Source organism: Streptomyces sp. XY431 (assembly GCF_001279805.1).
In the GTDB taxonomy this organism is placed as follows: domain Bacteria; phylum Actinomycetota; class Actinomycetes; order Streptomycetales; family Streptomycetaceae; genus Kitasatospora; species Kitasatospora purpeofusca.
This window is the reverse complement of record NZ_LGDO01000207.1, coordinates 26,113-52,443: the sequence shown is the minus strand read 5'-3', so window position 1 is coordinate 52,443 and position 26,331 is coordinate 26,113. Positions and strand designations below refer to the sequence as shown.

At 74.0% G+C, this 26,331-nt stretch carries 24 protein-coding genes and 1 pseudogene; 11 read left to right on the top strand and 14 right to left on the bottom strand.

Features of this window, described 5'->3' with window-relative positions:
* Nucleotides 1-392: 392 nt before the first annotated feature.
* Nucleotides 393-1,139: a nucleotidyltransferase domain-containing protein gene (locus ADK60_RS20525; protein ID WP_107094671.1), complete on the bottom strand. Its 747-nt coding sequence runs from the start codon at nt 1,137-1,139 to the stop codon at nt 393-395.
* A gap of 139 nt (nt 1,140-1,278) precedes the next feature.
* On the opposite strand from ADK60_RS20525, the gene ADK60_RS46760 reads away from it, so the two are divergent.
* Entirely contained in the window at nt 1,279-1,470 is a 192-nt protein-coding gene (locus ADK60_RS46760) for a hypothetical protein (protein WP_234371181.1), read from the top strand.
* A gap of 94 nt (nt 1,471-1,564) precedes the next feature.
* Here the strand turns inward: ADK60_RS46760 and ADK60_RS20515 are convergent, their stop codons facing one another.
* A complete protein-coding gene (locus ADK60_RS20515) occupies nt 1,565-2,167 on the bottom strand; it encodes a response regulator transcription factor (protein WP_053647931.1) in 603 nt (200 codons plus the stop codon).
* Nucleotides 2,164-3,366: a sensor histidine kinase gene (locus ADK60_RS20510; protein WP_053647929.1), complete on the bottom strand. Its 1,203-nt coding sequence runs from the start codon at nt 3,364-3,366 to the stop codon at nt 2,164-2,166. Before ADK60_RS20510 ends, ADK60_RS20515 begins: the two co-directional genes overlap by 4 nt.
* A gap of 258 nt (nt 3,367-3,624) precedes the next feature.
* Between ADK60_RS20510 and ADK60_RS20505 the strand changes: the two genes are divergently transcribed.
* Nucleotides 3,625-4,566, top strand: a complete 942-nt coding sequence (locus tag ADK60_RS20505) for a ricin-type beta-trefoil lectin domain protein (RefSeq protein ID WP_053647927.1) — start codon at nt 3,625-3,627, stop codon at nt 4,564-4,566.
* Nucleotides 4,567-5,251: 685 nt separating this feature from the next.
* On the opposite strand, the gene ADK60_RS20500 is transcribed toward ADK60_RS20505, so the two are convergent.
* The 4 genes from ADK60_RS20500 to ADK60_RS44925 form a co-directional block, all read right to left on the bottom strand.
* A complete protein-coding gene (locus ADK60_RS20500; RefSeq protein ID WP_079008559.1) occupies nt 5,252-6,622 on the bottom strand; it encodes an MFS transporter in 1,371 nt (456 codons plus the stop codon).
* The gene (locus tag ADK60_RS20495) at nt 6,619-7,191 is read right to left on the bottom strand and encodes a glycine-rich domain-containing protein (protein WP_234371180.1); all 573 of its coding nucleotides are present in this window, start codon (nt 7,189-7,191) and stop codon (nt 6,619-6,621) included. Before ADK60_RS20495 ends, ADK60_RS20500 begins: the two co-directional genes overlap by 4 nt.
* Nucleotides 7,188-8,468, bottom strand: coding sequence for a phenylacetate--CoA ligase family protein (locus tag ADK60_RS20490; RefSeq protein WP_053647925.1), 1,281 nt, complete (start codon nt 8,466-8,468; stop codon nt 7,188-7,190). The genes ADK60_RS20495 and ADK60_RS20490 overlap by 4 nt, the downstream gene beginning before the upstream one ends.
* Nucleotides 8,469-8,659: 191 nt before the next feature.
* Nucleotides 8,660-8,887, bottom strand: coding sequence for a hypothetical protein (locus ADK60_RS44925; protein ID WP_159400510.1), 228 nt, complete (start codon nt 8,885-8,887; stop codon nt 8,660-8,662).
* Between the two features lie 651 nt (nt 8,888-9,538).
* On the opposite strand from ADK60_RS44925, the gene ADK60_RS20475 reads away from it, so the two are divergent.
* Nucleotides 9,539-10,519 (top strand): endonuclease/exonuclease/phosphatase family protein, encoded by a 981-nt coding sequence (locus tag ADK60_RS20475; protein WP_234371179.1) that lies wholly within the window; start codon nt 9,539-9,541, stop codon nt 10,517-10,519.
* A gap of 185 nt (nt 10,520-10,704) precedes the next feature.
* Here ADK60_RS20475 and ADK60_RS20470 read toward each other — a convergent pair whose 3' ends face one another.
* Together ADK60_RS20470 and ADK60_RS20465 are read right to left on the bottom strand one after the other, a co-directional pair.
* Nucleotides 10,705-12,501, bottom strand: a complete 1,797-nt coding sequence (locus ADK60_RS20470) for a DUF6297 family protein (RefSeq protein WP_234371178.1) — start codon at nt 12,499-12,501, stop codon at nt 10,705-10,707.
* Nucleotides 12,498-13,247 carry an ABC transporter ATP-binding protein gene (locus tag ADK60_RS20465; protein WP_053647920.1) on the bottom strand — a complete coding sequence of 250 codons (750 nt, stop codon included), beginning with the start codon at nt 13,245-13,247 and terminating at the stop codon, nt 12,498-12,500. The genes ADK60_RS20470 and ADK60_RS20465 overlap by 4 nt, the downstream gene beginning before the upstream one ends.
* A 247-nt stretch (nt 13,248-13,494) precedes the next feature.
* Between ADK60_RS20465 and ADK60_RS20460 the strand changes: the two genes are divergently transcribed.
* On the top strand, nt 13,495-13,773 hold the full coding sequence (locus tag ADK60_RS20460; RefSeq protein WP_053647919.1) for a hypothetical protein: 279 nt from the start codon (nt 13,495-13,497) through the stop codon (nt 13,771-13,773).
* Nucleotides 13,774-13,804: 31 nt separating this feature from the next.
* Here ADK60_RS20460 and ADK60_RS20455 read toward each other — a convergent pair whose 3' ends face one another.
* The 3 genes from ADK60_RS20455 to ADK60_RS43605 all read right to left on the bottom strand — a co-directional run bounded on the left by ADK60_RS20455 (nt 13,805) and on the right by ADK60_RS43605 (nt 17,350).
* Nucleotides 13,805-14,968 carry a methyltransferase domain-containing protein gene (locus tag ADK60_RS20455; protein WP_234371177.1) on the bottom strand — a complete coding sequence of 388 codons (1,164 nt, stop codon included), beginning with the start codon at nt 14,966-14,968 and terminating at the stop codon, nt 13,805-13,807.
* A gap of 2 nt (nt 14,969-14,970) precedes the next feature.
* Complete coding sequence (locus tag ADK60_RS47730; protein WP_286163657.1) at nt 14,971-15,102, bottom strand: hypothetical protein; 132 nt, start codon at nt 15,100-15,102, stop codon at nt 14,971-14,973.
* A 481-nt stretch (nt 15,103-15,583) separates the two neighbouring features.
* Nucleotides 15,584-17,350 (bottom strand): penicillin-binding transpeptidase domain-containing protein, encoded by a 1,767-nt coding sequence (locus ADK60_RS43605; RefSeq protein WP_053647917.1) that lies wholly within the window; start codon nt 17,348-17,350, stop codon nt 15,584-15,586.
* A gap of 614 nt (nt 17,351-17,964) precedes the next feature.
* Here ADK60_RS43605 and ADK60_RS43600 point away from each other — a divergent pair.
* From ADK60_RS43600 to ADK60_RS45805, 7 genes are all read left to right on the top strand, one after another.
* Nucleotides 17,965-19,008 (top strand): DUF4129 domain-containing protein, encoded by a 1,044-nt coding sequence (locus tag ADK60_RS43600; RefSeq protein ID WP_053647915.1) that lies wholly within the window; start codon nt 17,965-17,967, stop codon nt 19,006-19,008.
* A complete protein-coding gene (locus tag ADK60_RS20440; protein WP_199839704.1) occupies nt 19,005-19,607 on the top strand; it encodes a hypothetical protein in 603 nt (200 codons plus the stop codon). Before ADK60_RS43600 ends, ADK60_RS20440 begins: the two co-directional genes overlap by 4 nt.
* Before the next feature lie 155 nt (nt 19,608-19,762).
* Nucleotides 19,763-20,872 carry an AAA family ATPase gene (locus ADK60_RS20435; RefSeq protein WP_079008555.1) on the top strand — a complete coding sequence of 370 codons (1,110 nt, stop codon included), beginning with the start codon at nt 19,763-19,765 and terminating at the stop codon, nt 20,870-20,872.
* A complete protein-coding gene (locus tag ADK60_RS20430) occupies nt 20,869-22,467 on the top strand; it encodes a DUF58 domain-containing protein (protein WP_234371176.1) in 1,599 nt (532 codons plus the stop codon). The genes ADK60_RS20435 and ADK60_RS20430 overlap by 4 nt, the downstream gene beginning before the upstream one ends.
* Nucleotides 22,464-23,051 (top strand): hypothetical protein, encoded by a 588-nt coding sequence (locus ADK60_RS20425; RefSeq protein WP_053647913.1) that lies wholly within the window; start codon nt 22,464-22,466, stop codon nt 23,049-23,051. Before ADK60_RS20430 ends, ADK60_RS20425 begins: the two co-directional genes overlap by 4 nt.
* Before the next feature lie 280 nt (nt 23,052-23,331).
* Complete coding sequence (locus ADK60_RS20420; RefSeq protein WP_053647954.1) at nt 23,332-23,604, top strand: hypothetical protein; 273 nt, start codon at nt 23,332-23,334, stop codon at nt 23,602-23,604.
* A gap of 230 nt (nt 23,605-23,834) precedes the next feature.
* Nucleotides 23,835-24,746, top strand: a complete 912-nt coding sequence (locus ADK60_RS45805; protein WP_199839703.1) for a hypothetical protein — start codon at nt 23,835-23,837, stop codon at nt 24,744-24,746.
* Between the two features lie 201 nt (nt 24,747-24,947).
* On the opposite strand, the pseudogene ADK60_RS42160 reads toward ADK60_RS45805, so the two are convergent.
* Nucleotides 24,948-25,073 (bottom strand): annotated as a pseudogene (locus ADK60_RS42160) (transposase family protein); the annotation flags it as partial.
* A gap of 188 nt (nt 25,074-25,261) precedes the next feature.
* The gene (locus ADK60_RS20405; RefSeq protein WP_053647907.1) at nt 25,262-26,296 is read right to left on the bottom strand and encodes a Gfo/Idh/MocA family protein; all 1,035 of its coding nucleotides are present in this window, start codon (nt 26,294-26,296) and stop codon (nt 25,262-25,264) included.
* Between the last annotated feature and the right edge of the window lie 35 nt (nt 26,297-26,331).

Here is a 26,331-nt window from a genome sequence, read left to right as displayed (position 1 = left end):
TACGGCTGGGGCGGTTGCGGCGCCAGGTGGTGGGGGACGGGAACGCGTCTTCCTGTTGGCCTCGGGCGCGGGGCCGGAGGTGCCCGCCGTGCCGTCCGGGGCCGGGACGGCGCCCTGCGGTCCGGCCTGTCGGGCGGGCAGGTTCGGGCGGCCCGTCACCCACCAGCTGGCGGCCGACTGGCTGCGCGAGCACCACCGCCGGTGGCCGAGTTCCGCCACCCCCCACCTGCTCGTCTCCCGGCAAAACGCCCTCGACCCGGGCGGCCCTCCAATTGCCAAGCCCCGCAATTGCCAAGCCCCGGCCCCAGGGCGTGTTCGGCCGGCGCGGCCTGGTCATGCGCGACGTCGGCCAGGACCGCATCCGGGACGAAGCCGTCACCGGCCTCAGCCCGTCAACGCCCGGAGGCAGCAGCAACCGATTCGATGACACCGCGCCAGGTCCTGCGACAGCCCTCGCGAAGGGGCCCGCCGACCAGGTCGAGAATCCCTGATGCCGCGTCGATCATGCGTCCCGGGTCTCCCGACTCACACAGGTGCAGGTGACCTTCGAGCAGGGCTGCCCCACGCTCCGCGTCCGCTTCCAGAAGGCGCCGCGGCAGCCACTTCCCACCGCCGATCCACGCGTGGTGGTAGTCGAAGAGCAGATCGGCCGCAGCGTTGAGAACAAAGCCGGCCACCGCAAGGCGCTCGATCTGGTCGCCCGCGTCGGCGAGATCGTCCAGAGCGTCCGTCAACCCGTACCTCTTCGTTTCGACCGTCTCCGGTTCCAGCGACGGCGGACCCTCGCGGAGGTCCGCCTCGGCCAGGGCACGGGCGCGTCCGGCCTCACCGTTCGTGTCGAGCAGGACGAGACCGGTGGCATACATGCTCTGCAGGACCGCGCGACGTGCGGCAACGTCCGCTGCGAAGAGATCCACGAGACCGGCACGTGTGTGGATGAAGAGCTCGACAACACGTCCCTCGAACCGGACCGTCTCCCGGCAGGTCTCGCCGCCGTCTCCGATGAGCACCGCGATGTCCAGGTCACTGCTGGCAGTGGCTCGCCCCGCAGCCGTCGACCCGGCAAGGGTCGCAGCCAGCGCATCGGGGAAACGGTCACATGCGAGACGTCGAGCCTGGTCGACGGGATCCGGGGTCATGACGGCCAGGGTTTCAGGAACCTTGTGCCAACGGCGACCGGGTTTTCCGTTCCCACCGGCTTGGTCAGCTGCTGGATGCTTGGAACTCGGTCGGGAAGGGCGTGCGAACAACTACTCTCGTGTGGCTTCCGACCCGTCGATGTCCAGGATTCCGAGAACTCGCGCGTTTTGCGGCAAGGGCGACAAGGACCCCAGCGTCTGGCGCCCGTCGGCCACCGGCTACTGGTGCACCTACAGCCGGGCCTGGACTGACACCAAGCACGTCCACGGCCTGTCCATCACCGTGCCCGAGAAGGCGGCCCTGACCGAAATGCTCGACACCTGCGCGTAACCACCGGCCGGCGGGCCGACTCCGCGTCCCGGTGGGTGGGCCGGTCCCGCCGAAGTCGGATTTCCCCTGCGAAGGCCCCCGCGCGGGCCCGACCTCAGATCCACCCTTCCTCCCAGGCACGGCGCGCCGCTTCGTGGCGGGTACGGACGGCGAGCTTGGTGATGGCAGCGGAGAGGTAGTTGCGGACGGTGCCGGGCGCGAGGTGGTGCTGTTCGGCGAACCCGCTGATGGCCTGGCCGTGGCGCACGGCGCGCAGGACGTCGAGTTCGCGCGGGGTCAGCGGACAGGGGGTCTCGGTGAGGGCGTGGGTGGCGAGGCGGTGGTCGATGTAGCGGCCGCCGGCGTGGATGTCCCGCAGGATTGCGGCCAGCTCGGTGGCGGGAGTGGTTTTCGGGACGAATCCCTGGATGCCCGCCGCCAGTGCGCGACGCAGCACGCCGGGCCGGGCGTGGCGGGTGACGAGGACGGTGCGGACCGGGTGGTGCCTGTTGATGGCCTGGGCGGCGGAGATGCCGTCGAGGTGGGGCATCTCCAGGTCCAGCAGGGCGATGTCGATCGGGTGGCGGGCGGCGGCTTCGACGGCTGCGCGGCCGTCCGGGGCCTGGGCGGTGACGATCAGGTCGGGTTCGAGGTCGAGGAGTGCGGCGAGGGCGCCGCGGATGAGGTCCTCGTCGTCGGCGAGCAGGATGCGGATCACGCAGGGGTCTCCCGGGAGGCGTGGCCGGCCAGTTCGAAGTGGCCGCCGGGGTGGGTGGCGATGCGGATGCACCCGCCGATGGCGTGGAAGCGTTCTTGCAGTCCGGCCAGACCGCTGCCGGGGTCCGCGGGATGTGACGGGGCGCCGTCGTTGCGCAGCAGGACGAGGGCCCGGCCCGGGGAGGCGGTGATGGTGATCCGGCAGTGGCGGGCCCGGCTGTGGCGCAGGATGTTGGTGACGCCCTCGCGGACCAGGGCGGCGAAGGCCGGCTGGAGCTGGTGCGGGATGTGTGCGGCGTCGCCGTCGACGGTGGCGCGGATCCCGGCGGCCTCCAGGATTTCGGCGGCGTTGGCCAGTTCGGTGCTCAGGCTGGCGCGCCGGTAGCCGTGGACCACGGCCCTGGACTCCTCCAGAGCGGCGCGGGCCAGGTCGGTGATCTCCCGGAGCTGCGCACGGGCCTCCTGGTCACTGCGGCCGATCAGCCGCTCGGCGAGCTCGCCCTTGAGCGTGATGACCTGGAGCCGGTGGCCCTGGAGATCGTGCAGATCAGCGGCGAACCGCAGCCGCTCCTCCGCCACGGCCAGGGCGGCCGTGGTCTCGCGGACGTGTTCGGCCTCCAGCACCGCCCGCCACAACCGGACCAGTACCAACTCCACCCCGGCGATGAACAGCACCATCGCTGCGCCGGTCGCCGCCGGGACCCCGGGCAACAGGTCGGGGTGGTCCTGACGCCACTGCGCCACCGCCTCACCCAGCACCGCGCAGCCCAGCGCGACCGCTGTCAGGAGCCGTCGGCGCGCCCGCGTGGGCAGGGACAGGGCCATGGCCGCCGCCATGGCCCCGGGCACCATGGCCCAGTCGATCGCGGTGTACGGGCGGTCCGCCATGTCGCCCCAGGTCGCGATCGCTGCGGCCAGCAGCAGGACGTTCCACCGACCGCCGGCGATGGCGGAGTCGCCCCGGGGGCCCCGGCTCGCGGGGCCGCTGGGCACCGCCCGACGGATCAGCAGGGTGTGCTGGACGGCGACGGCGGCGAGCACCGGAGCGGCCAGCACCCGACGCCCGGGGCTCAGGTTGAACACGACGTCGTTTGCGGCCAGCAGCAGCCAAAGGGGTCCCAGAGCGAGCAACGTCCAGGAGGTCAGGCGGCCCAGCCTCCCCAGCTCGACTGCCCCGGACCGCGGGGGTGAGGTGATCATGTCCGGCCAGCCTAGAATCCGCCGTCACCTGTTGTCTGTGGCCGAACCAGCCAAAAGGCCATGACAACTGTCATCGGTCGGCCATGACACGGCCCGCCCGGCCGATGACATCAGCCACTACCGGCGACCCGTGCGCCGCGACAAGACTCTCCCTCGTTCGGACCGCGGAGGCAGCACGGTCCGGACGCTACCGACCGCCGGCCGATGCACGTGCGCACCCGGCGGTCCGTCACTCCATTGACCCCTCAGGAGACAGTCATGCGCTCAACCCTCAGGCGCCTCGGGTTCGCCCTCGCGCTCGCCGTGACCGGTCTGGGCCTGGTGCCCGGCGGTGCGTCCGCCGACACCCCTGCGACCGTCCTGTTCAACCAGTACTCCGAGCGCTGTCCGGACGGGCATGCCGAGTCCCAGGACATGCACCCCTGCGCCCCGTCCGACAACCCCGGCATGTGGGTGATCAAACCCGTCGTCGGCTACCCGGAGCGGTACACGATCACCACCCCCGCCCCCGAGGGCGATCGCTGTCTGACCCAGTTCGACGGTGTGGTGGGCTCCGGTTGTCTGGTGGGTCTCACCAGCCAGCAGTGGGAGATCACCCCGTTCCAGGCGGAGCCGCCGCTCTACGGCATGCTCGGAGTGCGACTGAAGAACGTGTCGACCTCGCAGTGCCTGGACAACTCGAAGAGGACCTTCGGGGGCTGGAAGCTGGTCATGCGCGGCTGCGACTACGGCAGCTACCAGCAGTGGAACATCTACAGCACCGCCTACCAGGCACTGTTCGGCGGCCAGCACGGCGGCATGACCTGGGCCAACCTGGAACAGCGCGCGGACAACGTGGTGCACGTCGGCTACGACAACTCGACCAACAGCAACCCGTACAGCGGCGACACCCCGTCGAGCGCCGTGCTGCCCCTGCTGTGCCTCAAGCAGGACGGCCGCCCCGCCCCGGCCGGTGTCCCCACGAGCGGCTTCCACAGCTGGGTGGGCGGTGAGGTGAAGGCCACCGCGCCGCTGCCCGGCAGCCAGCTCACGAGCCGCGCCGCGGCCGACCAGAAGTGCGCCGGTGCCTTCGGTGCCGGCTTCCGGATGGCCGAGTTCCACGATGCTTCCGGCTGGGGCCTGTGGGCCAACGGCACCCTGCCCACCAACACGCGCTTCTGGACCGCCATCAACGACCAGCCCGCCAACCCCTGGAGCTGATCGCCGGACTGCGGGTGGGCGCCGTCGCCGGTGCCCACCCGCAGTCCCCGCTGCGGCCGATCCGACCCTGACCGGTGGGGGAGCAGTAGGTCGGTGCCGGGGGAGGTGGCGGCGGTGGCACCTGCCAGTCATCGGCCGCGGGCGTGATCGGCAGCACCGTCGCCCGCCTGGGCACAACCCCCGGGCCGGGACACGGCCGTCAGCGACTTCCGCGGTCCGCAGACCCTCGAATCCCCGTCGGGGAACCTGGGGTCGGATCGGCGCAGTCCGACGTGGCGGTCGCCCTCGACGGGCTCGCCGTCCTGGAGTGTGCGGCCGACGTCAGGGCCGCTACGGACCGGATGACGGTCGACAGGCCGTGTCGGGGTTGTAGACGGTGGTCGGGTCACCGCGGAACTTTCATTCGGTTGGGTCCGGTTTGCCTGGTTCCTTCGGAAGGGTCGGGCCGGTGCGGGGTGTCAGTGGGGGTGTGGGGTCCGGCCTGGCGCCGTGACGAGTCGAAACGCTCGGTTGTGGTTGCGAGGGTGGCGGTGGCGGTGGATTGGTGGGTGGGTGTCGGTGCGGCGGTGTTGGAGGTGGCCTGTGGCTGATGTTGGGCGGAGGTCGAGGAGGGACTCGCCGGGTCCCGGTTCGGCGGGCCCAGGTCGGTCGGGGTCCCGCGGGATCTGTCCGGGGCCGACCGGGGTCAGGTGCCGGTGCGGGCCGCACGCAGGGCCAGTGGCGTGACGAGGAGGGCTGTCGCCGCGCAGGAGAGGGCCAGGGTGTCGTAGCCGCCGGCCGTGACGGCCAGGCCCGAGAGCAGGCCACCGGTGCTGCCCGCGACGGCGAGGCCGACGTCGGCCAGTCCTTGGGTGTTGGCGCCGTGCCCCGGTGGAAGGGCGGCTGTGATGACGGCCGTTCCGCTGACCAGGCCGAGGTTCCAGGCGATGCCGGCGAGGGTGAGGGCCACGGCGAGGAGGGGCACGGAGTCGCCCGGCGCGGCGGCGGCCAGGAGTGCGGCCGCGCAGAGGAGGACGCCGGAGGCGGCGGCGACGGGGAGGGCGCCGAGGCGGTCGGTCAGGAGGCCGGTGAGCGGGGAGGGCAGGAACATCGCGGCGATGTGGAGCGAGACGACCAGGCCGATGGTGGCGGTGCCGTGGCCGTTGGCGGCGAGGTGGACGGGTGTCATCGTCATGAGGGCGACCTTGGGGAACTGGCCGAGCAGCATGATCCACAGGCCGGTGGCGACGCCCGGGCCTCGTGGTCGGCCGGCGTCCTTCCGTACTGGGTCGGCCTCGTCGTCGGCGTCGCCGCCCCGGACGGCGACCGGGGTGTCCGGGGCGGGGAGCCGGGCCCGGGCCAGGTGGAGGGGGTCGGGGCGCAGCAGTGCGGTGAGGAGGACGGCCGCCGCCGTGTAGCCGAGGGCGGCGAGCAGGAAGGGTCCGGCTAGTGGGGGGATGCCCCAGGCGCGGGCGAGGTCGCCGGTGAGCGGGACGAGGTTGGGGCCGGCGACCGCGCCGAGGGTGGCGGCGAGCAGGACGCGGCTGAGTGCGCGGGCGCGGCGGTGGGGGGCGGCGAGGTCCGCACCGGCGTAGCGGGCGAGGAGGTTGGTGGCGGTGCCGGCGCCGTAGACCAGGAGCGAGGGCAGCAGCAGCGCGACCTGGTCCAGGGCCACGGCGGCGACCACACCGAGGCTGCCCAGGGCGCCGATCGCGTAGCCGGCGGCGAGGCCGGGGCGGCGTCCGCGCCGCTGGGACAGCCGGCCGACGAGGAGCGCGCCGAGCATCGATCCGCCGGTGAACAGGGCGGTGGGGATGCCGGCGAGGCCGGGGGAGCCGAGCATCTGTTCGGCGAGCAGGGCACCGACGACGATGCCTGCGGTGAGTCCGGCGCCGCTGACCAGCTGCGATGCGACCAGGACGGCCAGGATGCGCCGCTGTTCGGGGGCCTCGGGTGCCGCCGGTGGCCCTGGGTGCCCCGCCGGACCGGCTCCCGCCGGTCCGGCCCCGGTCGGGCCCGGCGGGCGGCGGGGTGCGGCGGCGGCCGCCGGGGTGGCGGGCGGCGGGGTGGCGGTCACGGGGACGCCAGGGGGTTCAGTGCCGAGATCTCCTCCAGCGACATGTCCATCTGTTCGTGGAGGTAGCGGACGACGGTCCAGTGGGCGAGCGCGCCCTCGTCGAAGGGGCCGAAGGCACGGCAGTAGAGCGGGATCCAGCGCAGTGCCTCCTCGGCGGCCTGCCGGCGGCCGGGCTCCTCCTGGTAGGACTCGTAGGGGATGCCGCGGTGGTGGACGAAGAACCGGCCGGGCAGGCGTTCCTCGCACAGCGCGCGGTACTCGCGGGTCTGCAGGATGAGGTAGTGCCAGATCTCGTCGATGTGCTGCTCGACGGGGAGGAAGAGGCCGGCGAGCTCCTCGGGGTGCCGGGACACGAGGTAGAGGTAGCGCAGGCACTCGGTGACCTGGCGTTCGGCGTCGGCGGGTGTGCAGCCGGTGCGGGTGACGGTGTAGGCGACCACCTCGGCGTGGAGGTCGTCGCCGAGCAGCTCCTCGAGGTCCGTGGCCGTGACCGTGACACGGCCCGGCGATTCGGACCGGGCCTGCGGCTCGGCCTGCGATTCGGACCGGGGTTCGGACTGGGTGGTCATCGGGCACCTCCGGCCGGCGGGGCGGGGATCGTGGCGGCGGTCGGGGACGCGGCGAGCCAGGCGTACTTGCCGGAGGCGCCGACGGGCAGGTGGTCGTGGTGCTCCACGCGGCAGTGCCGGCCGGTGAGTTCGCCGGCCGCACCGGCCAGGGCGTCGCTCTCGGCACGGGTGAGCGGGGCTGCGTCGAAGGTGGTGCAGCGCAGGACGGCCCCGTCCGGCTCCTCGAGGTGCAGGCGGGTGAGGAAGACCCTCGGGGTGACGGCGCTGACGGCTTCGTCGAGGTCGCCCTGGGCGCGGGGGCCGCGCGGGGTGGCGAGCAGTTCCTTCTCGCGGCCGCAGAAGCGGGTGATGCGCTCCGGGTCCGTGCTGCCGTCCGCGGTGCGGACGCAGTCGCCCGAGCGGTAGCGGACCAGCGGCATGAAGGGATTGCGCACGCTGGTGACGATGAGGCTGTGGATGGTGCTGCCGGGGGCGACGGGCAGCAGTTCGACGCTCATGTCGTGCAGGTAGGGCCGGTAGTCGCCGCCGCGGTCGCTGTAGTAGAGGTAGCCGAGTTCGGTGCTGCCGAACAGGTCGACGATCGGGCAGTCGAAGTGCTCGCGCAGGTACCGGGCCACGTTCGCCGGCGTGTACTCGTAGGCGTGGACGACGGCCGCCGGCGGCGGGAACCCCTCCCACAGGCCCCAGGCGCGGGCCTTGCGCACCAGGTGGGCGAGGTGGGAGGAGGAGCAGTCGAGGAGGTAGCGGCCGCGCGGGTGCGCGCGGGCGGCGTCGCGGATCTCGGCGAGCATGCGCTCGACGTCGGCCCGTTGCCAGTGGTCCGGGTCCAGCCGCAGGTTGAGGTAGAGGGTGCGGTCGTCCAGCCACCGGTCGCGCGGGTCCGGTTCGCCCACCGGCTCCTCGCCCCGCTTGCGGGCGTTGACGCGGGCGACGTGCTCGGTGGCCAGGACGGTGGTGAGGGAGACCCGGTGGCAGCCCTCCCGCCAGGTGTCGGCGAGATCGGGGTGCTCGCTCCACAGGCGGTAGTAGGACTTCAGCAGGAAGTAGGGCGGTCGGATGATCTGCATGCGGGCGTGGTTGGTGCCGGTGGAGAGCACGAACTCCGCTTCACCGGCCGCGAGGGCGGCCGACAGCTGCCGGGTCATCCAGTTGTCGGGAAATCCGCGGGCGATCTCGGGTTTCTCCAGAATGGGGAAAAAACCCTGCTCGATCGAGGTGCGGTAGAGGGGAACGTCCTTGATCCGGTCGACCACGTCGGCGGTCGGCTGGCCGTTCAATGTCACCTCCGGTCGGTGTCCGGGGCTCCGGTTCCCCGGCCCCGGGGCGGGATGCGGACGGCGCGCGGCACGGGCGGTAGCGCGTAGGCGAGGGTGCGCCGCAGGCCCGGGCCGACCGGGTGTCCCGGCCGGCCCGAACCTCGTCGGCGCAGCTCAGGGCGGACCTGTGCCGTCAGGTGCCGGTCGGTGCGTCAGGAGATACAACCGGCCTTGGCCACGCTGATGCACCCGGACTTGGGGGCCGCGCTGATGCAGCCGTCCTTGGCGGTGCTTCCGGAGTTGGCGGCGACCCAGCCCTTCCACTTGTCGTCCTGGGTCATCTTCTTGATGAGCTGTTCCATTCGGACCTCCGAGATATACCGGTAATCCGGCGGCGCGTTCGTCGCCGCCACTGCGACATTAAAGTGATGGTCAAGCATGTGTCAATGACAGGTCATCAGACAGTGATGCGGTGCGCATGGCCGATAATCGCCTGATCGCCGCGGAGTGCCTCCCCTTCCCACCCGGGGGACCGGGGCCCGACGGGCGCACGTCGAACCGGAGGGACATGTTCATGCCTTAGCCTCGTAGCAGGTCCGCGATTCCGTCCCGGGAGAGAGGCTGGCTCCCTGAACTCACCTCCACCGGTGGCCCGTTGGGCAGCTTCCCTGCTTGCGGCCGCTCTCGTGGCCGCAGGCGCTCTCCTCGGCCCCGGTGTCGGCACGGCCGTAGCCGAGGTCCTGAAGGATGCGGGCGGCAAGCCCCCCGTCGGCGGCATGGAACGACTGGTGCCGCTGCCCGGCGTCGCCTGGGCGCAGCGAGCCCTGATCAGCGGCGACGGGCGGCGCGCCCACGTGGGGGAGGAGACGCAGACGGGCAGCCGGCCCGGCGTCGTCGACACGCGCAGCGGCGCCGCCCTCGCCGAGCTGTCGACCGCGGGGCGTCGACTGCGTCGCGCGCCCCAGCGTTCTGCATCGCAGAGCTACGGCAGCCGAGTGGACGCGCGGCACGTTCCACCTACCAGTCGCCCCTGGTTCGCGTACGCGCGAAACACTGCCTCGCAACCTGGCCGAACGACGACGGGAGCAACTGTGAGCGCGATCATCGGGACCTGGAACGTGGAGAACTTCTGCCGGCCGCTGCCGGTCGGCAGCCCGCCCAACCCCAACACGTGCGCCGCGAAGGACCAGGCGACGTACGAGGCCAAGGTCGAGGCCCTGGCCGAAGTCATCACCGAGATCGGTCCCGACCTTCTCGGGGTGCAGGAGGTGGGCAGCCAGGAAGCGCTCGACGACCTGGTGGCCAAGCTGCCGGGCACCTGGCACACCGCGCTGTCGAACCATCCCGATCCTCGGGGCATCCGCGTGGGCGTCATCAGCCGGTGGCCGCTCACGAACATCCGGCAGCGCAAGGACTTCCCGGACCACCTCCACCCCGTCCAGGTCGAGGACGACGGCATCCCGGGAAGCCCGACCGGCGAGATGGGCCGCGGTGGCCTCGCCGTGACGGTGGAGCCGACCCCGGGCCACAGCCTGGACGTGGCCGTCTGCCATCTGAAGTCGAAGCTGCTGACCTTCCCCAACAAGCAGCACAGCACCAACGATGAGCGCCTGCGCGCCCGATACGGGGCCTACGCGCTCTTCCGCCGCACCGCCGAGGCCGTCACCATGCGCGCCCTGGCCGACGAGCTGCTCCAGGGCGACGGCCGAACCCACGACGCCATCGTGCTGGGCGACTTCAACGACGAGTGGCAGGCCGCTACCACCCAGATCCTGTACGGCCCGCCCGGCTCCCAGATGGGCACCGGTGGCTTCGACCACCCCGACGGGGGCGACGCCAAGCGTCTGTGGAATCTGGCTCCGAAGATCCTGGAGCAGGGCGGCTTCTCCCGCATCTTCGAGGGTCAGCACGAGCTCATCGACCACATCCTGATCAGCCACTCGCTGCTGGCCAAGTTCCAGGAGGTCTCCACTGCCATCGACAAGCTGTCGAGCGTGGTGGAGGCCCGGCCGACCGCATCGCACGACAAGCCCTCCGACCACTCGCCGGTCGTCGCGAAGTTCAACTTGTAGACCGTCCGTCGCCCGCCGCGACCGACCTCGGCACGGACTTGCGCCGGATCGTCGGCCTCGCGGTGAAGCCCAGTGGCTACGACGACAACCCCGGCACGTTCCTGCAGATCGTCAGCTTCTGGGTAGAGCTCCCCCCGGTCCTGGGTAGAGCTCCCCCCAGGACCGGGGGAGTACTCCTCCCGGTTCTAGGGAGTGCTCCCCCCGGGACGGGCCCTGCTCATCTTCGCTGCCCTGGCCTGTGCCCAGCGCAGCAGCAGGACCGCGACCACCACCGCCATCAGGGCGGCCCTGCCGACCGGCGCGAGGGCCCCGCTGCGCAGTGCCGAGGAGAACATCGGCGTCAGCGCCGCCACGCCCACGGCGGGCCCGGCCGCGTACCAGGCGGCGAACAGCATCGGGCCCGTCCCACCGCCGGCGCCCTGGGCGGGGGAGAACATCAGGTCCTTGCGCAGCACCCCGCGGCAGGCGTTCACCAGTCCCGCCGCGACCAGCGCCGGCGCGGCGGCCGGGGCGAGCCAGGCCGCCGGGCCCGTGCCCGCCGCCAGCAGCGCCCCGGTGCAGGCCAGCCCCAGCAGGACCCCGGCCAGCGTCGGGACGATGGCGTGGCGCAGCATCAGGGCGGCGAACGGATACGGCGACCAGGAGGCCCGCCGGACATCGTCCGTCTCGATCCGGGCCGGCTCCAGCAACTGCGCGACGGCCAGGTAGCCGAACGTCAGCGCGACGGCGGTGGCGAGCCAGGACAGTGCGCCCGCGGCGCCGTGCGCGAGGACGGCGCAGAGCAGCGCGGGCACGGTGAGCACCATGGCGCGGCCCAGCCGGGCGGGGGAGCGGAGCAGGGCGAGGGTGTCCCGCCACGGCACCACCAGCCAGGCCCGCCGGGGCGCGGGCAGCCGGATCCGGCGCTGCCGGGCGCTGCCGTTGGCGCTGTTCACCGCCAGCCGCGCGCTGCGCAGCTCGACCGTCCGGAGCGCGGCCAGCACCCCGGCGGCGGTCCTGGCCCGCTCCCGCAGCCGGGCCAGCGGGACCGTCGCGGCGGCCCGGTCGGCGAGCACCAGGGCAGCACCGGTCGACACCAGCAGCAGTGCGGCGGCCACCCAGCCGCCCGTCACGGCGGCCGGGGTCGGCGCCAGTGCGGCGATCGCGGCCCAGCCCCACGGCCCCGACCACATTTCGACCAGCTCGAGCCAGCGCACCGGGTGACCGGCGACGGCCAGCGCGCTCTGCCCCGCCAGCGCGATGATCAGCAGTGTCAGCCCCGGAGTGAGGCGGCGCACCCAGCGGGCGGCGCGGTCGCTGCGCTCCACCACCAGCGCGGCGCAGGTGGCCAGGAGCGGCACGCACAGGCCCCCGAGCAGGCACCAGCCGAGCGCGGCCGGCAGGCCGGTCCGGACGGTGAGCCCGAGCGCGACCATGCCGCCGACCGCCGCCACCAGGCCGGGGAACGCGGCCACGGCGCAGGACAGCCAGAACCACGGCCGGAGCACCGGGCGGGGGCGGACGGGGTGGATCAGCAGCCAGTCGGCCGCCGCCCGGGGCGGCACCACCGGGCCGCGCCACAGGCCGTCCCGGACCAGCAGGAGGAAGGTGGCCAGCCCGATCGCGGTGATGCCGGCGGGCATCGCGGCGAGCAGATCGCCGCCGTGGCCGGTGTAGTCGGCGCCCATGGATGCCTGCAGGAACAGGCCGAGGCTGGGCACGCCGCCCCAGATGATCAGGATGAGCAGCACGCAGTAGACGGCGAAGCCGACCGACTTGGCGCGGTTGCGCCGGTGGGGGGCGCGCAGGGTGCGGAGCAGGGCGAGTGTCTCGTCGGTCCAGTCCTCGGACCAGTCGGTGTCCGTCCAGCCGTCGCCGATCGACCCGTCGTCCGTCCAGCCGTCGTCCGTCCAGCCGTCGTCGGTCGAGCGGTCATCGATCCGGTCGTCGTCCGTCCGGGCCTCGGCGGCGGGAGCGGCTTTCGGGGGAGGAGCGGCGGTCACCGGGCACCCGCCGAGCCTGCGGCGGCGCGGGCCGCGAAATCCGCGGCCAGCACCTTGCGGGTGGCGCCCTGCTTCAGGATCTTGCCGTCCTCCAGTACCACCACCCGGTCGGCCACGTCCATGGCCAGGTCGGTGTGGTGGGTGACCAGCAGCACCGCGACGCCGTCGGCCAGCTCGGCCTTCAGCAGGTCGGCGAGGTGGCGGCGGGCGTCCGGGTCGAGCCGCTGCTCGGGTTCGTCCAGCAGCAGGAGGTCGCGCGGGCGCACCAGCGCGCACGCCAGCAGCAGGGCCTGCATCTGTCCGGAGGAGAGGGCCGAGGGCAGCGCGTCGGCCCGTTCCGTGAGCATCCGGCCGTCCAGTACCTGGGCGACCCAGCCGGGCGCATCGGCGACCCCGTGCGCGACCGCGACCAGCAGCAGGTGCTCGCGGACGGTCAGGTCGGGGTAGCAGGCGACGGTGTCGCCGACCACCGCGACCCGGGCCCGGACCCGGGGGTCGTTCTCGTCCATCGGGATGCCGTCGAAGACCACGGTGCCCTTGCTGGGGGCGTCGCGTCCGGCCGCGACCCTGAGCAGGGTCGACTTGCCCGATCCGTTGTGCCCGAGCAGCGCCACGCACTCTCCGGCGGCCAGCGACAGGCTCACGGGGTGCAGCACCTCCCGCTCGCCGTACGAGCGGCTGACACCGGTCAGCTGCAGCAGGGGCCTGCGGGCTGCGGGACGTGGTTCGGCGGCGTTCTTGGCCATGGGGGAGGGCGCCTCTCAACGGGTTGTCCGGCCACAGTACCGATCCGCCGGCGCCCATCCGGGTGAGGGTGACGGCCGCCGACCCGCGGCCGTGCGACACCGCGCCCTGGTCGGCGCCGGCGGGGGCTCGCTCCGCAGGCCGGGCAGGCCGCCGCTTCTCGCTGCGGGAGCCGACGCAGAAGCGGTGCGGCATTGCTGCCGTCGTTCCGGTTCACCGCCGCGGCCGGACGTCGCGCGGGTACCGGACGTGCCGCTGCGAGCGGCCGCCGCCGCGCGCCTGCTGCGCCGGGCGGCCTCGCGGCGCGGCCTGCGTGTCGGACTGCCCGGCGGCCGCGTCCTGCGGCTGAACCACCCGCGGGACTTCCTGCACCGGGTCGGCGAGAGCGGCCTGATCGGCTTCGGGGACCCGCTGACTGAAGCGCTCGGCCGTGGGGGTCGGCCGAAGTTCGCCGCGGCGCCGTCGAACTTCTTCGAGACGGGTCACCGAACTGCTCACGACCTCGGCCGCCACCGGGGCCGGCGCTGACCTGGTCGGGGTGGACGGCCGTCGGGCTGCTTCAGCCCGACGCGGCGGGCGTCGCGTCGTCGATGGGCCACCGGGGCCCGTCGGCGTCCGGCTGGTTCAGCCACACCCATTGGCGGTCGGGGGTGACGGTGATGCCGTAGTCGTACGGTTCGGGCCGGCCGAGTTCCTCCCACGCCCTCCAGGCGGTCACCAGCTCGTCGCCGATCCGCCGCCGCTCCCCGCCCTGGTGCAGCACGGTCGTGCCGTCCCCGACCGCGGAGAACGACGCCCACGACGTGCGGCCGTCGTGGACCCAGGCGTTGACGCCGTCCTCGTCGCGGCCGGTCGTGACCATCGCGTCCGGCACCGCGACGCGCAGGGCGAAGCGCAGGTTCCAGTCGCCTTCGAGCGGTGCGAGGTCGCGGTCGATCCGCCGCTCGGTGGCGGCCGGTCCGCCGCCGCGCACCGCGGTGTACCCGGCCCAGCCGGCCGTCGGCGGCACCGGGCCGGTGCGGTCGGCCATGAACTGTGCCAGTCCCTGTACCCAGCCGGACGCCGAGCGCCCGTCGTCGGCGACGGTGAGCGCGACGTGCCCGAGCCGACCCCACGGGTAGACGATCCGCCCGCCCGGCCGGCACGCTTCCACCCACGTCCACGGCACCCGCTCGACCGCGTAGGTGGCGATCACCCGATCGAACCGTTCGCCGCAGGGGCCGGTGGTGGTGGCGTCCCCGGTGAGCACCTCGACCTCCAGGCCGGCGGCCGCCAGCCGCCGGCGGGCGAAGGCCGCGAGACCGGCGTCGATCTCCGTGGACACCACCCGCCCGGGACCGGCCCGCCACGCGGCGAGGGCCGCGTTCCAGCCCTGCCCGCCGCCGATGTCCCACACCCGGTGACCGGGTTCCAGCCGCAGCGAGTCCAGCATGTCGACCACCACGCCCGGCGCGGAGATGCTGGAGGACGGCAGCCCGCCCGTCACCTGGGTCACCGCGGCAACGTCCGGGCCGGCGTACAGCACCGCCGCCCAGCCCTCCGCGTCCGCGCGCCGGTCGGCGGCCTCGTACTGCTGCCCGTCCCACCGCCACAACCGGTCCGGCGCGAACATCTCCCTCGGCAGCGCGGCCACGGCCTCCCGCAGCCACGGCGAGCGCTCCGGCCAGTCCCCGCCCGCGGCCAGGGCCTCGTCGAGGACCGCGCGCCGCTTCGCCAGATCCACCGTCAGTCCTTCTTCGGCTTGCCGCGGTGCTTCCCGTCGCTGCCCGGATCCGGCCTCGGCACCTGCCCGTCGGCGTTCCCCGGAGGCGCCTCGCCCTTCCCCAGCTCCGGCGGCGGCTTCTCGTGCGATCCCATCAGCAGGTTCTCCCTTCGTGTACGGGACACCAACCCCGTCATCCTGGCCGACCCGCACCCGCAGAGGTAGGGGGGCGTGGAAGCGCCCACGGGGGCGCGAGCAAGCGCCCGGACGACGGTTGACCGCATCCCTGCGGCCCTGACAGCGATCCCGGACGGCGGCGACGAAGCCAGGTGGAGAGACGGCGGCACCCACGGTCACCGCCAAGTCGGCCACGCTGGTCCGACCCGCGAGCCGGTCGACGGCCCACGGGTGAGGACCCGTTCTTCTGATTGGCTGTCAGGTGCTGACCTGGATCTCCACCCGGTGCCTGATGCAGTCGTCCGGGTGCGCCCGGGCGGCCCCAGGCCCGGCTGTCGCCGTCGGCCGGCTCGGGCACCGGCTCCAGACCGGGAATCCGGGACACCTCGGCCAGGCACCGGTGGACCGTCGAGGTGTGGTCGCCGGTCCGATTCTGGCTCAACGGCGTGGTGGAGGCCGTCAGCCCTTGCCGCCGGCCTTGAGGACCTGGGCCGCGGCCACGCCGGCCGCGGCGAAGCCGTGGCCGCCGCCGTCGACCTCGGCGGCTACGGCGAGGTCCCCGCGGTAGGCGATGAACCAGCTGTTGGTGGCTGTTCCGCCGGATTCTGCGGTGCCGGTCTTCGCGCCGATCTGGCCGGTGAGACCGGCCATCGGCGTGCGGGCGGTGCCCTGGGTGGCGGTTCTGGCCATCATGGCGCGCAGGTCCTTGGCGACGCCGACGGGCAGTGAGCCCGGGGCGGTGACGCGCTTGGCGTCGTCCCGCAGCACGGGCTGGCGGAACCTTCCGCTCTGCACGGTGGCGGCGACCGAGGCCATCGCCAGCGAGTTGACCTGGATCGTGCCCTGGCCGATGTACTCCGCGGCGGCCTCGTCATTGGTGCGCGGCACCGGGATCGTGGCGTCCCTGCTGTCGATGCCGATGTGCCACTCCAGGCCGAGGCCGAACTGCTCGCGGGCCACCTTGGTGAGCGTGCCGGGCTGCAGCTTCTCCAGGCCCTTGTCGATGAAGCCGGTGTTGCAGGAGTGGCTGAAGTCGTCGGCGAGCGTGTACGCGGGGAAGTCACCGCGTTCGTCGTTGTGCCACTGCCGAGGCGAGTTCGTGGTGTCCTTGCAGGGCACCACGGTGTCCGGGGTCACCCCGGCCTCCAGCAGGGCCGCCGAGGTGATCACCTTCATCGTGGAGCCGGGAGCCTGGCCGGCCGAGACCGCGCGGTTGTGCCCGCTCGGCGAGTAGGCCATCGCCAGGATGTGGCCGGTGCTCGGCTGGATCGCCACCAGGGAGGCCGGCTTGCCGCCCGCAGCCTGCTGCTTGATCGCCTCCTCGGCCACCCGCTGGAGCTCGGCGTCCAGCGTCAGCTTGACCTGCGGAGCGCTCGGCGGGGTGAGCACGTACAGCTGCTCGGGCTCCTTCCCGGCCGCGGAGAGCACCACGGCCCGCCCGCTGACGACGGTCTCGCCCTCGGCCGGCGTGATCCTGGGCAGCACGGCGGCCAGCGAGGGGAAGCCCTCGAGCGGCTTGCCGTTGCGGTCGGTCGGCTTGGAGACCGGGTCGGGCAGCGTCTTCACGGCGATCGTCCCGCCCTGGGCGAGGTGCGGGTGGAGCACGGTCGGCGCCCAGTGCACCACGGCCTTGCCGCTCCCGCCCCGGACGACGCCGAGCGTGCTGTCGTACTCCCAGGCACCGGTCGCGCCCTCGAACTCGGCCTTCGCCCGGAAGCCGACGACCGGCTCCCCGTCCGTGCCGGTGGTCGCCGGGCCCGTGGCGGTCAGCGCCAGCGTGCGGGCCGGCACGTTCTCCCGGAAGGCGGCCAGCGCCGCGCGGGCCGTCTCCGGCCGGTCGGTCAGCGCGGATGCGGCGGTGACGTCCCCGCGGCCCCAGGTCGCCAGGAAGTCCTTGGCCACCGCGGCGGCCTCCTCGGTGGTCGGCGGCGCCTGCGGGGTCTTCGCCGCGGTCTCGGACGCCTGAGCGCCGCCGCCGCTGCCGCTGCCGCCGTTCGACGACCCGCCCTGCACGGCGGTCACGATGTTGTGGAGGCCGTACCCGCCGACCGCCAGCAGCGCGGCGGACACCCCTCCGACGGCGGCCAGGACGGCCTTCCGGGCGCCGGAGCGGCGCGGTGCGCCCGCCTCGTCCCCGTTCCTGTCCCCGTACTCGATGTCGTACCCGTCGAGCTCGGTGTGCCCGGCGTACCCCTGGTACCCGTCGGGTTCCCGTTCGTCCCGCATGTCCTCGTCCCCCTGCGTGTGCGTGTCCGCGGACCTGCCCCCTCCGGCATCCCGGCCCGCGGCCCGGACGGACGGTCGTCGATCCGTTCGAGCGCGGATCAGCATATGCGGGTGCCGTTGGGAGGTCGACGGAGGGCGCCCGCGGGGCGGACCGGCGACGAGTGCGAGGGGCGCGACGGGGGTGGTCCGCAGCCGTCCCGCAGTGTGCGGCCGGGATGCCGCTGGTCGCCGACCTGCGGGAGACGCCGGCCCGGCCGGCCTGGAAGCGGCGGGCGAGGAGCTGGGGCAGGCCGGTGACAGCGACGCCGGGCCGCCATCGGCGACCTGGCAGTGCCACGGTGCGCGAGCGCGCCTCCCGTCGGGCGTCCCCAGTCTCGTGCTCCGTCGCCGCGCACGGGTCTCGATCGGTGCCGGCCGCGCCGCCGCCGCGCCCGGATTCGGGCACGGTCGAGTCCGCCACGTGGACGGTCGCGGGCCCGTGGCGCGGGCCTGTCGCCCCGCTGTCCGGGAGCGCGGCGGTGGACCGCAACGCGGGGTGACAATCCGATTGTTGGTGTGCGACGCTGCAGCTCGCGCGGTGCCATCCGCGCTGCGGGGGAACCAGGGGTGGCCGCATGAACGACGAAGCGCAGCCGATCGGGCCTCGGCACGACGGCCGCGACGCACCGGACGGCCGCGCGGGGGAGCCCGCCCGCGGGTCGGGCGGCCGGATCGCGGGCGTCCTGGTGACCTTGGCGGGCCTGCTGCTCGCGGCCTCGGCGCTGCGGCCGGACGGCGGACTGCTCGGTGCGCCGCTCGCCGAGGTGCCGGTTCAGGCCCTCGGGTTCGTCCTGCTGCTCGCGCTCGGCTGGCTGATCGCGGTCGGCCGGTTCGCGCTGCGCTTCCGTGCGGAGGTCCGCCACCTGGACGGGCCCACGCCATGGGCCGAGCGCCTGCGGGAGGCCGCCGCCGTCCTGCTGCCCGGGGCCGCCGTGGCGGTGCCGGTGCTGATGTTCCTCTTCCACAACCGGGCGGACACCGGGCCGGACGGGCCGCACCGGGCGCGGCCACTGCCGGACTTCGCCCTGCCCCCGGTGCCCACGGTGTCGCCGCCCGAGCCCGGCGAACCGGTGCCCGACAGCTCACTGTCGGGCGTGGTCCAGGTGCTGTTCGGCACGCTCCTGGCCGTGCTGGTGATCGCGGTGGTCGTCGGCGTCGTCCTGCTGCTGCGGCTGCGGATCGTCCGGCGGCGGCCGCCGACGCCGCTGCCCGCCGCGCCGGCCCGGACCGAGGACGCCCTGGCGGCCGCGGTGGTGACGGGGCGGCGGGCCCTCACGGGCGCCGACGCGCGGGCGGCCGTGATCGCCTGCTACGCCGCGATGGAGACATCGCTGGCCGCCTCCGGGCTCTCCCTCCGAGCTCCTGACAGCCCGACCGAGCTGCTGGAGCGCGCGATGGCCGACGACCGTGTCGACCCGGTCCACGCGCGGGCTCTGACCGCACTGTTCCGGGAGGCCAGGTACTCCACCCACCCGATGGACGAGACCCATGTGCGCCGGGCGCGGACCGCCCTGGACGCCCTGGCCGGGCGACTGGCGGAGCGGACCGGCCCGCCGCCGGAGCCAGCGGCGGTGGGAGCGTCCGGGACCGTCGACCGGGCCGCCGGAGGCCACCGATGAGCGCCCGCCCGAACCGGCGCACAGCCGGCCCCGCCGCGTCCGCCGGCCCTGCCCACCCGACCGGCCCGACCGGTCACGGCCTCGCCGCGCCTGGCTCCGTCCGGCACAGCCTGATCGAGTTGACCGGGACGGCGGTGTCGGCCGAGGTCCTGTTCGCGCTGGTCGGCGGAGCTCCCGCGGCAGCTGCGGGAGCGGTCCTGCTGACCGTCGGCGCCCTGGCCACCGGCCGGTACGTGGCCGGCGCGGGCTTCCTCGACATCGGTCTGCGCAGTCGACAGCGCGTGATGGAGTCCCGCGAGCCGGGCCTCGGTGACTGGCGCTGGACCGTGCGCGAGGGTCTCGACCCGCAGGGCGACGCCGGGCCGTTGCGCGGTCGCCTTCGGCGGCTGTTCGCGGCACGCCTGTCCGAGACCCACGGCGTCTCGCTCACCGCGGACCGTGAGCGGGCCGTCGAACTGATCGGGCCCCGGCTGTGGCCGTGGATCGATCCGGAGGCCGCGGACCGGGACGGGGCCGTGCCGGCGGTTGTCCTCCTCGCGCTCGTCGACCGGCTCGAGGCCCTGCAACCGCCCGGCCCGACGCCGCCGACGTCCGGCTAGCGGGCGCCGCGCGGTATCCACCGCTCCCGTACTCCGCTCGCTCCCGTACTTCCCGTACTTCCCGTGCTCCGCTCGCTCCCCGCACTTCCCGCACTTCCCGCGCTCACCGCCGGTTCCGACGAATCGGCCGACCGACGCCGTCCTCCAGGAGAGTCATGACCGCCGTTCCCCAGGCCCCCGCCCCGGACACCGAGCAGGCCCGGGTGGCCGAGGCGGGCCCGGGCCGCCCCACCGAGGCCGCCGTGCTGACGCCGCAGGAGGCCGGCCGGCGTGCCCGCGCGGTGGTCGAGGAGATCGAACGCGCCGTGGTCGGCAAGCCCGAGGCCCTCCGTCTGGTGATGCTCGGCGTGCTGGCCGGCGGCCACGTGCTGATCGAGGATCTGCCGGGGCTCGGCAAGACCCTGCTGGCACGCTCCTTCGCCACCGTCCTCGGCCTGGACTTCCGCCGGATCCAGTTCACCCCCGACCTGCTGCCCTCGGACGTCACCGGCGCGCCGTTCTACGACCGGCGCAGCGGCGAGATGGTGTTCCGCCCCGGGCCGCTCTTCACCCAGCTCCTGCTGGCCGACGAGATCAACCGCACCCCGCCGAAGACCCAGGCCGCGCTGCTGGAGGCGATGGCCGAGGGCCAGGTCTCCGTCGACGGCGCCACCCGCCGGCTGCCGCAGCCCTTCGTGGTGATCGCCACCGCCAACCCGATCGAGTACGAGGGCACCTACTCGCTGCCCGAGGCGCAGCTCGACCGCTTCCTGCTCCGGGTGCGGATGGGCTACCTCTCCACCGGCCTGGAGGCCTCGATGCTCCGGGCCCGCCTGGACCGCGCGACGCCCGAGCCGGACCTGGAGACCGTCAGCAGCCCGGCCGAACTGCTCGCGATGCGGGCGGCGTTGGAGCGGGTCGAGGTCGACGACGACCTGGTCGACTACGTGATCGCGCTGGTCCACGCCACCCGCAACGACGCGCAGATCCAGGTCGGCGCCTCGCCGCGGGGCGGTCTCGCGCTGGTCCAACTGGCGCGGGCCCGCGCGATGCTGGAGGGGCGCGACTACCTGACGCCGGAGGACGTGAAGGCGCTCGCCGTCCCGGCACTGGCCCACCGGATCACCCTGACACCGGAGTTGTGGGTGCGCCAGGTCGAGGCGGACGAGGTCCTGGCGCGCCTGGTCGCCACCGTTCCGGCACCGCGGACCCTGCCGCGCGCGGCAGGCGGTCCGGAGAGCGGTCCGGAGAGCGGTCCGGTGGACGCCCCGGGCGCCGCCCGGTGAGCCCCGAGCCCGTCGCCGACCAACGGCGCGCGGAGCGGGCCCGCCGGCTCGTCGCCCAGAGCGCCGCGCTCGGCGCGCGCCCGGTCCGGCGGCTCGCCGGCCCGGCCGGCAGTCCGACCGCCGACCCGGCCGGCAGCCCCGGTCCGCACCCCGCGCGGAAGCGTCCGGCCCGTACCGCGGGCCCGACCGGCCCCACCGGCACCCGGAGCGGCGCCCGGAGCGGTGCGGGCACCGGCCGTCGTCCAGACGGTCGGACAGGCCCGCGGGGCCCGGAGCGGGCCGCCGCGCGCCTGGTCGCCCGCAGCACCAGAGCCACCCTGGCCGGCCTGCCCACCACGCCGCCCTCCCCGTACTGGCGGCCCGGCGAGCGGACCCTGCGCCTGCTCACGGTGGCCACCGTCGCGGCCGTCGCCGCACTGGCCACCGGTCACCCCTGGCTGCTCGCGCTGGCGGCGGGCCCGGCCGTCCTGCTCACCCTGGCGGCCACGGGCAACGGCCGGCCGTCCCGGCTGGACGCCGAGAACACCGTCACGCCCCGCCGCTGCCTGGAGGGCGAGCCGATCACCGTACGGATCACCGTCCGCCACGACGGGCTGATCGGCCGGCTCGACCCGACCGCCGCCCTCGGCCCGGGCGTCACCCTGACGGCGGTGACCGTCGGCGCCACCGAGGTCGACCTGGTGGTCCGGGCCGAACGGTGGGGCCGCTGGACGCTGGGCAGCGTCGACATCGACGTCTACGACGCCGGCGGTCTGGCCCGCCGGACGGTTCGCACCGACCTCGGCACGGTGGACGTCTTCCCGGAGCCGAGCGCGGCCCGCCTCACCCCGATCCCGGTGCGGCTGCCCGAACGCCTCGGCGAGCACACCACCGCGCACGAGGGCACCAGTGTCGAGGTGGTAGGCGTGCGCCCGTACGTGCCCGGTGAGCGCCAGCGGCGCATCCACTGGCCGTCGACCACCCGCCGCGACGCCGTCCAGATCAACCAGTTCGCGGCGGAGCGGGCCGCCGACGCGGTCGTCCTGATGGACACGCTGGCCGACTTCCGGGACGCGGCCACCGGCCGCTCCAGCCTCGACGAGACGCTGCGCGCGGCCACCGGGCTGACCCGCGCCTACCTGCGCCGGCACGACCGGGTCGGTCTGATCGCGGTCGGCGGGAAGCTGCGCTGGCTCACCGCGGGCAGCGGGGAGCGGCAGTCCTACCGGATGGTGGAGAGCGTGCTGGAGGTCCGTCAGGACCGCGGCTACCGCGGGCTCCTCGCGCCCCGGCTCCCGGTGGCGGCACTGCCCCGCCACGCGCTGGTGTACGCGTTCACCCCGCTTGCCGACCAGCGGATCCTGGACGTGCTCGGCCGGGTCCGCGACCTCGGCAATCCGCTGGTCGTGGTGGAGATCCCGGCCGGCGAACCGGCGGTGGAGCCCGGTGACGAGATCGACGCCGTGGCCCTGCGCCTCTGGCACGCCGAACGCGAGGCGATGCGGTCGGCGCTGCGCGCCCGGGGCGTCCCGGTGGCCCGCTACACCCCGGGCGAGGCGCTCGACCTGGCGCTCGCACCACTGCTGCGCCGCCGGATCGGAGGAGGAGCCCGATGACCACGCCCGACCACGTCCCGACCCCGGCCCCGATGCCCGTCGCGGCCCCGACCGCCCCTGCGGTTCCGTGGTCGTGGTGGGCCGAGCGGGCCGCGCTGCGCTGTACCGGTGTCGCCCTCGCGCTCACCGCCGCCGGGGTCGGCGCCGCCGACGGTGCGGCGGACCGGTTCGGGCCCGCAGCCGCGGTGGCCGCCGCGGCCTTCGCCCTCTGGGCCGCCCCGCCGCTCGAGGAGCCGCCGCACCGCCCGCACAGCTGGCCCGGCCGGCTCGCCGCGTCACGCAGTACCGTGCTGGCGGCCGGGAGCGTCCTGCTGGCCGCGCTGGGCGAGCCCCCGTTCGGGCGGATCGCGGCGGTGGCCGCGCTCCTGATCGGCTATCTGCTGCTGGTCGACGTCCTCGGCCCGCAGCGCGACGGCGCCCGGCCCGCGCACGTGCTGGCCGCCCTCGCCGCGTCCGGGCTGGTCCTGTCCGTCGCGTTCGCGCCGACCGGGGCGGGGGAGTGGTCGCGTCCGATCGCCCTGGCCGGACTGGCGGCCGCGGGCTGGGGCGTTGCGCGGGCACTCCGGCCGCGCCCCGGCGGCTGAGCGGGGCCCGGTTCGAACCGGTCGGGGCGCCCCGGCCTGTCGGCTGTGCGGACGGGCCGCTCGGCGTCCGGGCGGTGCCGCCGATCCGGATGCTTCCGTTCGTGCGAGGTGGGTTCGGCTTCCGCGATCAGGAGGGACCGATCCCTTCGGTCGGCGGGCCCGCACGGGGCGGCAGGCCCTTGCGGGCGCACGGCCGTCCGCCGCGTCCCACCGCAGGAGGAGCCGTCCGCCGGAACCCGGACGCCGGCCGATGTCAGTGCCGGGCGCCATGCTGGTGGACATGGACGAGGAGGCATTGATGCGGGGCCGGGTGTACGGCGCGGACCATGACGACCCGGACCCTGGCCCGCGGCCCGGCCGGGTCTACCGGGAGCTGTGCGGCGGGCCGCTCGACGGTCTGCTCCTGGACGTCACCGGTTGGGGCGTCGACGCTCTCGCCGACGGCGCCGCGCTGCCCACCGAGATCGGCCGCTTCGGTTCCGGCGGCCGCGCCCACTACGGGCCCCGCCCCGCTGATCCGCGTCGGTGGGACTGGGTCGGGGACAGCGGCTGACGTCCAGGTGCGGGGCTCCCGACCGGTCCGGGCCGACCCGACGGCCACCATCGGTCGGCCCACCCTGCCACCGGCTCGGGCGGTGTCAGAAACGCGCGACAGAACCACAGTTCGCCACGGTGCGTGTCACGGCACCGCAGGCTCGCCGTGGACCCTGTCGTAAACGCTTTCGAGAATGTCAGCGGTTCGTGAAAGTGTTCTCCCTGATCATCCCATCTGACGGAGAACTCGTGAAGATCCGCCGTACCACCCTGACCGCCGCCGCCACGCTGATAGCCCTGTCCGCCGTGGCCGCCTGCAACGACGGCGACGACGCCAGGTCCGCGCCGTCGGCCGCCGGTGCCCCGGCCACTGCCAGTCCCACCGTGAGCGCGAGTGCGAGTGCCACTACGAGCCCGTCCTCGACGACGGAGGTTCCGACTCCGACGCCCACCCCGACCGCCACGCCGACGCCCACGCCGACCGCGACTGCCACTGGCGCGCCGGTCGACGCGACCGGCGCGTTCGACCCCGCGGTGGCCCTGGCCAACGCCGACCGGACCCCGTACGCCGCCACCGAGACCATGAAGACGACCGCGTCGGCGGACGGCCAGGGCTCCGTGATCACCGCCAGCGGCCGGGTGAACCTCAACACCCCGACCCGTGAGGGCCGGACCGAGACGAAGATGACGATCACCGGCAGCGACGAGCCGATGCTCTGGATGGAGGTGGTCAACACCGGCAGCGCCGTCTTCATGCGGGACAAGAGCAAGCCGGGCGGCGCCTGGAGCCCGTCGAGCACCACGGACGACACCCGGTCGGACAGCATCGGCGACTACGTCAAGGCACTCGTCGACGCCGGCCCGGCCGCCCGCAAGGGGATGGAGCAGAAGAACGGCGTCCCGGCCTATCACCTCGGCGCCCGCATGACGGCCGCCCAGATGAAGGCCATCGACCCGGAGGAGTACCAGAAGCTGGTCGACAAGGGCGTCAGCGGAAAGCAGATCGACGTCTGGATCGACCGGGCCGGCCGTGTCCTGGCGCATACCCAGTCCATGAAGATCCCCAAGGACGGCACGACCGTCACCACGGTGGTCACGGTGACCTACACCGACTTCGGACCCCGCGAGACCTTCCCCGCGCCGACCGCCGCCGCCAGCTGACCGGCAACGCCCCACCGAGCCGCCCGCCCGCGGCCCGCCGCCGCGCTCCCGGTCCGGTCCGGCGACCCCGGTGCCGTCGTCGCCCCCCACTGTTCCGGTCCACCCCCTCGGTCCGCGCTGTCCCACCGTCCCTCGGCCGGTGGGACAGCCCGGGTCCTGCCTCCGGTCACCCGCTCACGGTCGGCTCATGGGCCGACGGTCACGCCGGCCCTCGACCACGGCCTGCCACGGAGCGGCCAGTTCGACGACCAGATCCGCCAGGTGCCGCCGCGAGATGCCGGTCAGCACCCGATGGCCGAGGACCGCACGATTCACCTTGATCGTCACAGCGTCAGATCATGCCGCCCACAACGCCGCTGGTCACATCAGCGCCGCAATCACGCACCAGGTCGTTAACGTCCAATGAGATCCGGCAACATCTGCTCTCCCTTCTGACCTACGCAGCCAACTCCCCGGGCTGCGGCGACCTGGGACCTCCCTTGCGCCCGGGCTGCAGCTGCCGGCCGCCGGCGGGGTCAGGACAGGCGTACGACCTCACCGGTGGCGGCGCTGGTGCGCGCGGCATCCAGTACGGTCGCGGTGGTCACGGCATCCCAGGGGTCTACGGGCAGCGGACGAGTGCCACGGAGTGCGGCGGCGAAGGCCGGGTAGAAGGTGTCCCACTCGCCGCGGGCGGACGGTGCGGGCTCGACGTGGTCGCCGCGCAGCACCTTGCCCCAACGCTGCTCGGGCTCGATGCCCCAGCGCTCCCCCTCGGAGGCCGGGGAGGCACCTGCGATCAGCAGGGCTTCCTGACCGTCCACACCGTCGACCACGTAGGTCCCGGTGGTGCCGGTGGCGCGGAAGCGCGGACCGGGTGCACCCTGCCGCCAGCTGCCGGACAGGTGTGACCGGGCTCCGCTCCGGTGGGTCAGCGCGACGAAGACGTCCTCGTCGAGCCCTTCGCCGCCGTCGCGGCTCCGCATCTCCGCATACACCCGCTCGACCGGCCCGGACAGGACGAGCGCCTGGTCGACCAGGTGGCTGCCGAAGTCGAGCAGGGTGCCGCCGCCCGCGGCCGGCGGGCCGGGCTCGGGCTGGAACCGCTCGAAACGCGACTCGAAGCGGGTCAGAGTACCGAGCTCGCCCTCGGTCATGAGCCGCCGTAGGGTCAGAAAGTCGGAGTCCCAGCGACGGTTCTGATAGACCGTCAGCGGAACCCGCAGCCGCTCCGCCAGTTCCGCCGTCTCCCGCGCAGATGAGGCGTCGAGCGCGAACGGCTTGTCGCAGACCACTGCCAAACCCAGCTTCAGCGCCTCCTGGGCCAATGGGATGTGTGTGGCCGCCGGAGTGGAGATCGCAACCGCCTCCGCTCCGGCCCGGGCCAGTTCCTCCAACGAGTCGTACGCCGGCCGGCCCAGCTCCCCGGTGATCTGCTTGCGGCGCTCGGGGGATGTGGTGACCACCCCGAGAAAATCGCAGTCCGGGGTGGAGGCGAGCAACGGCGCATGGAAGTACCTGCCGCCGAAGCCGTAGCCGGCCAGTCCGATCCGTACGGGCGCGTCCGTCATGTGCAATCCTTGCCGTCGATCTCTTGAAACCAGTT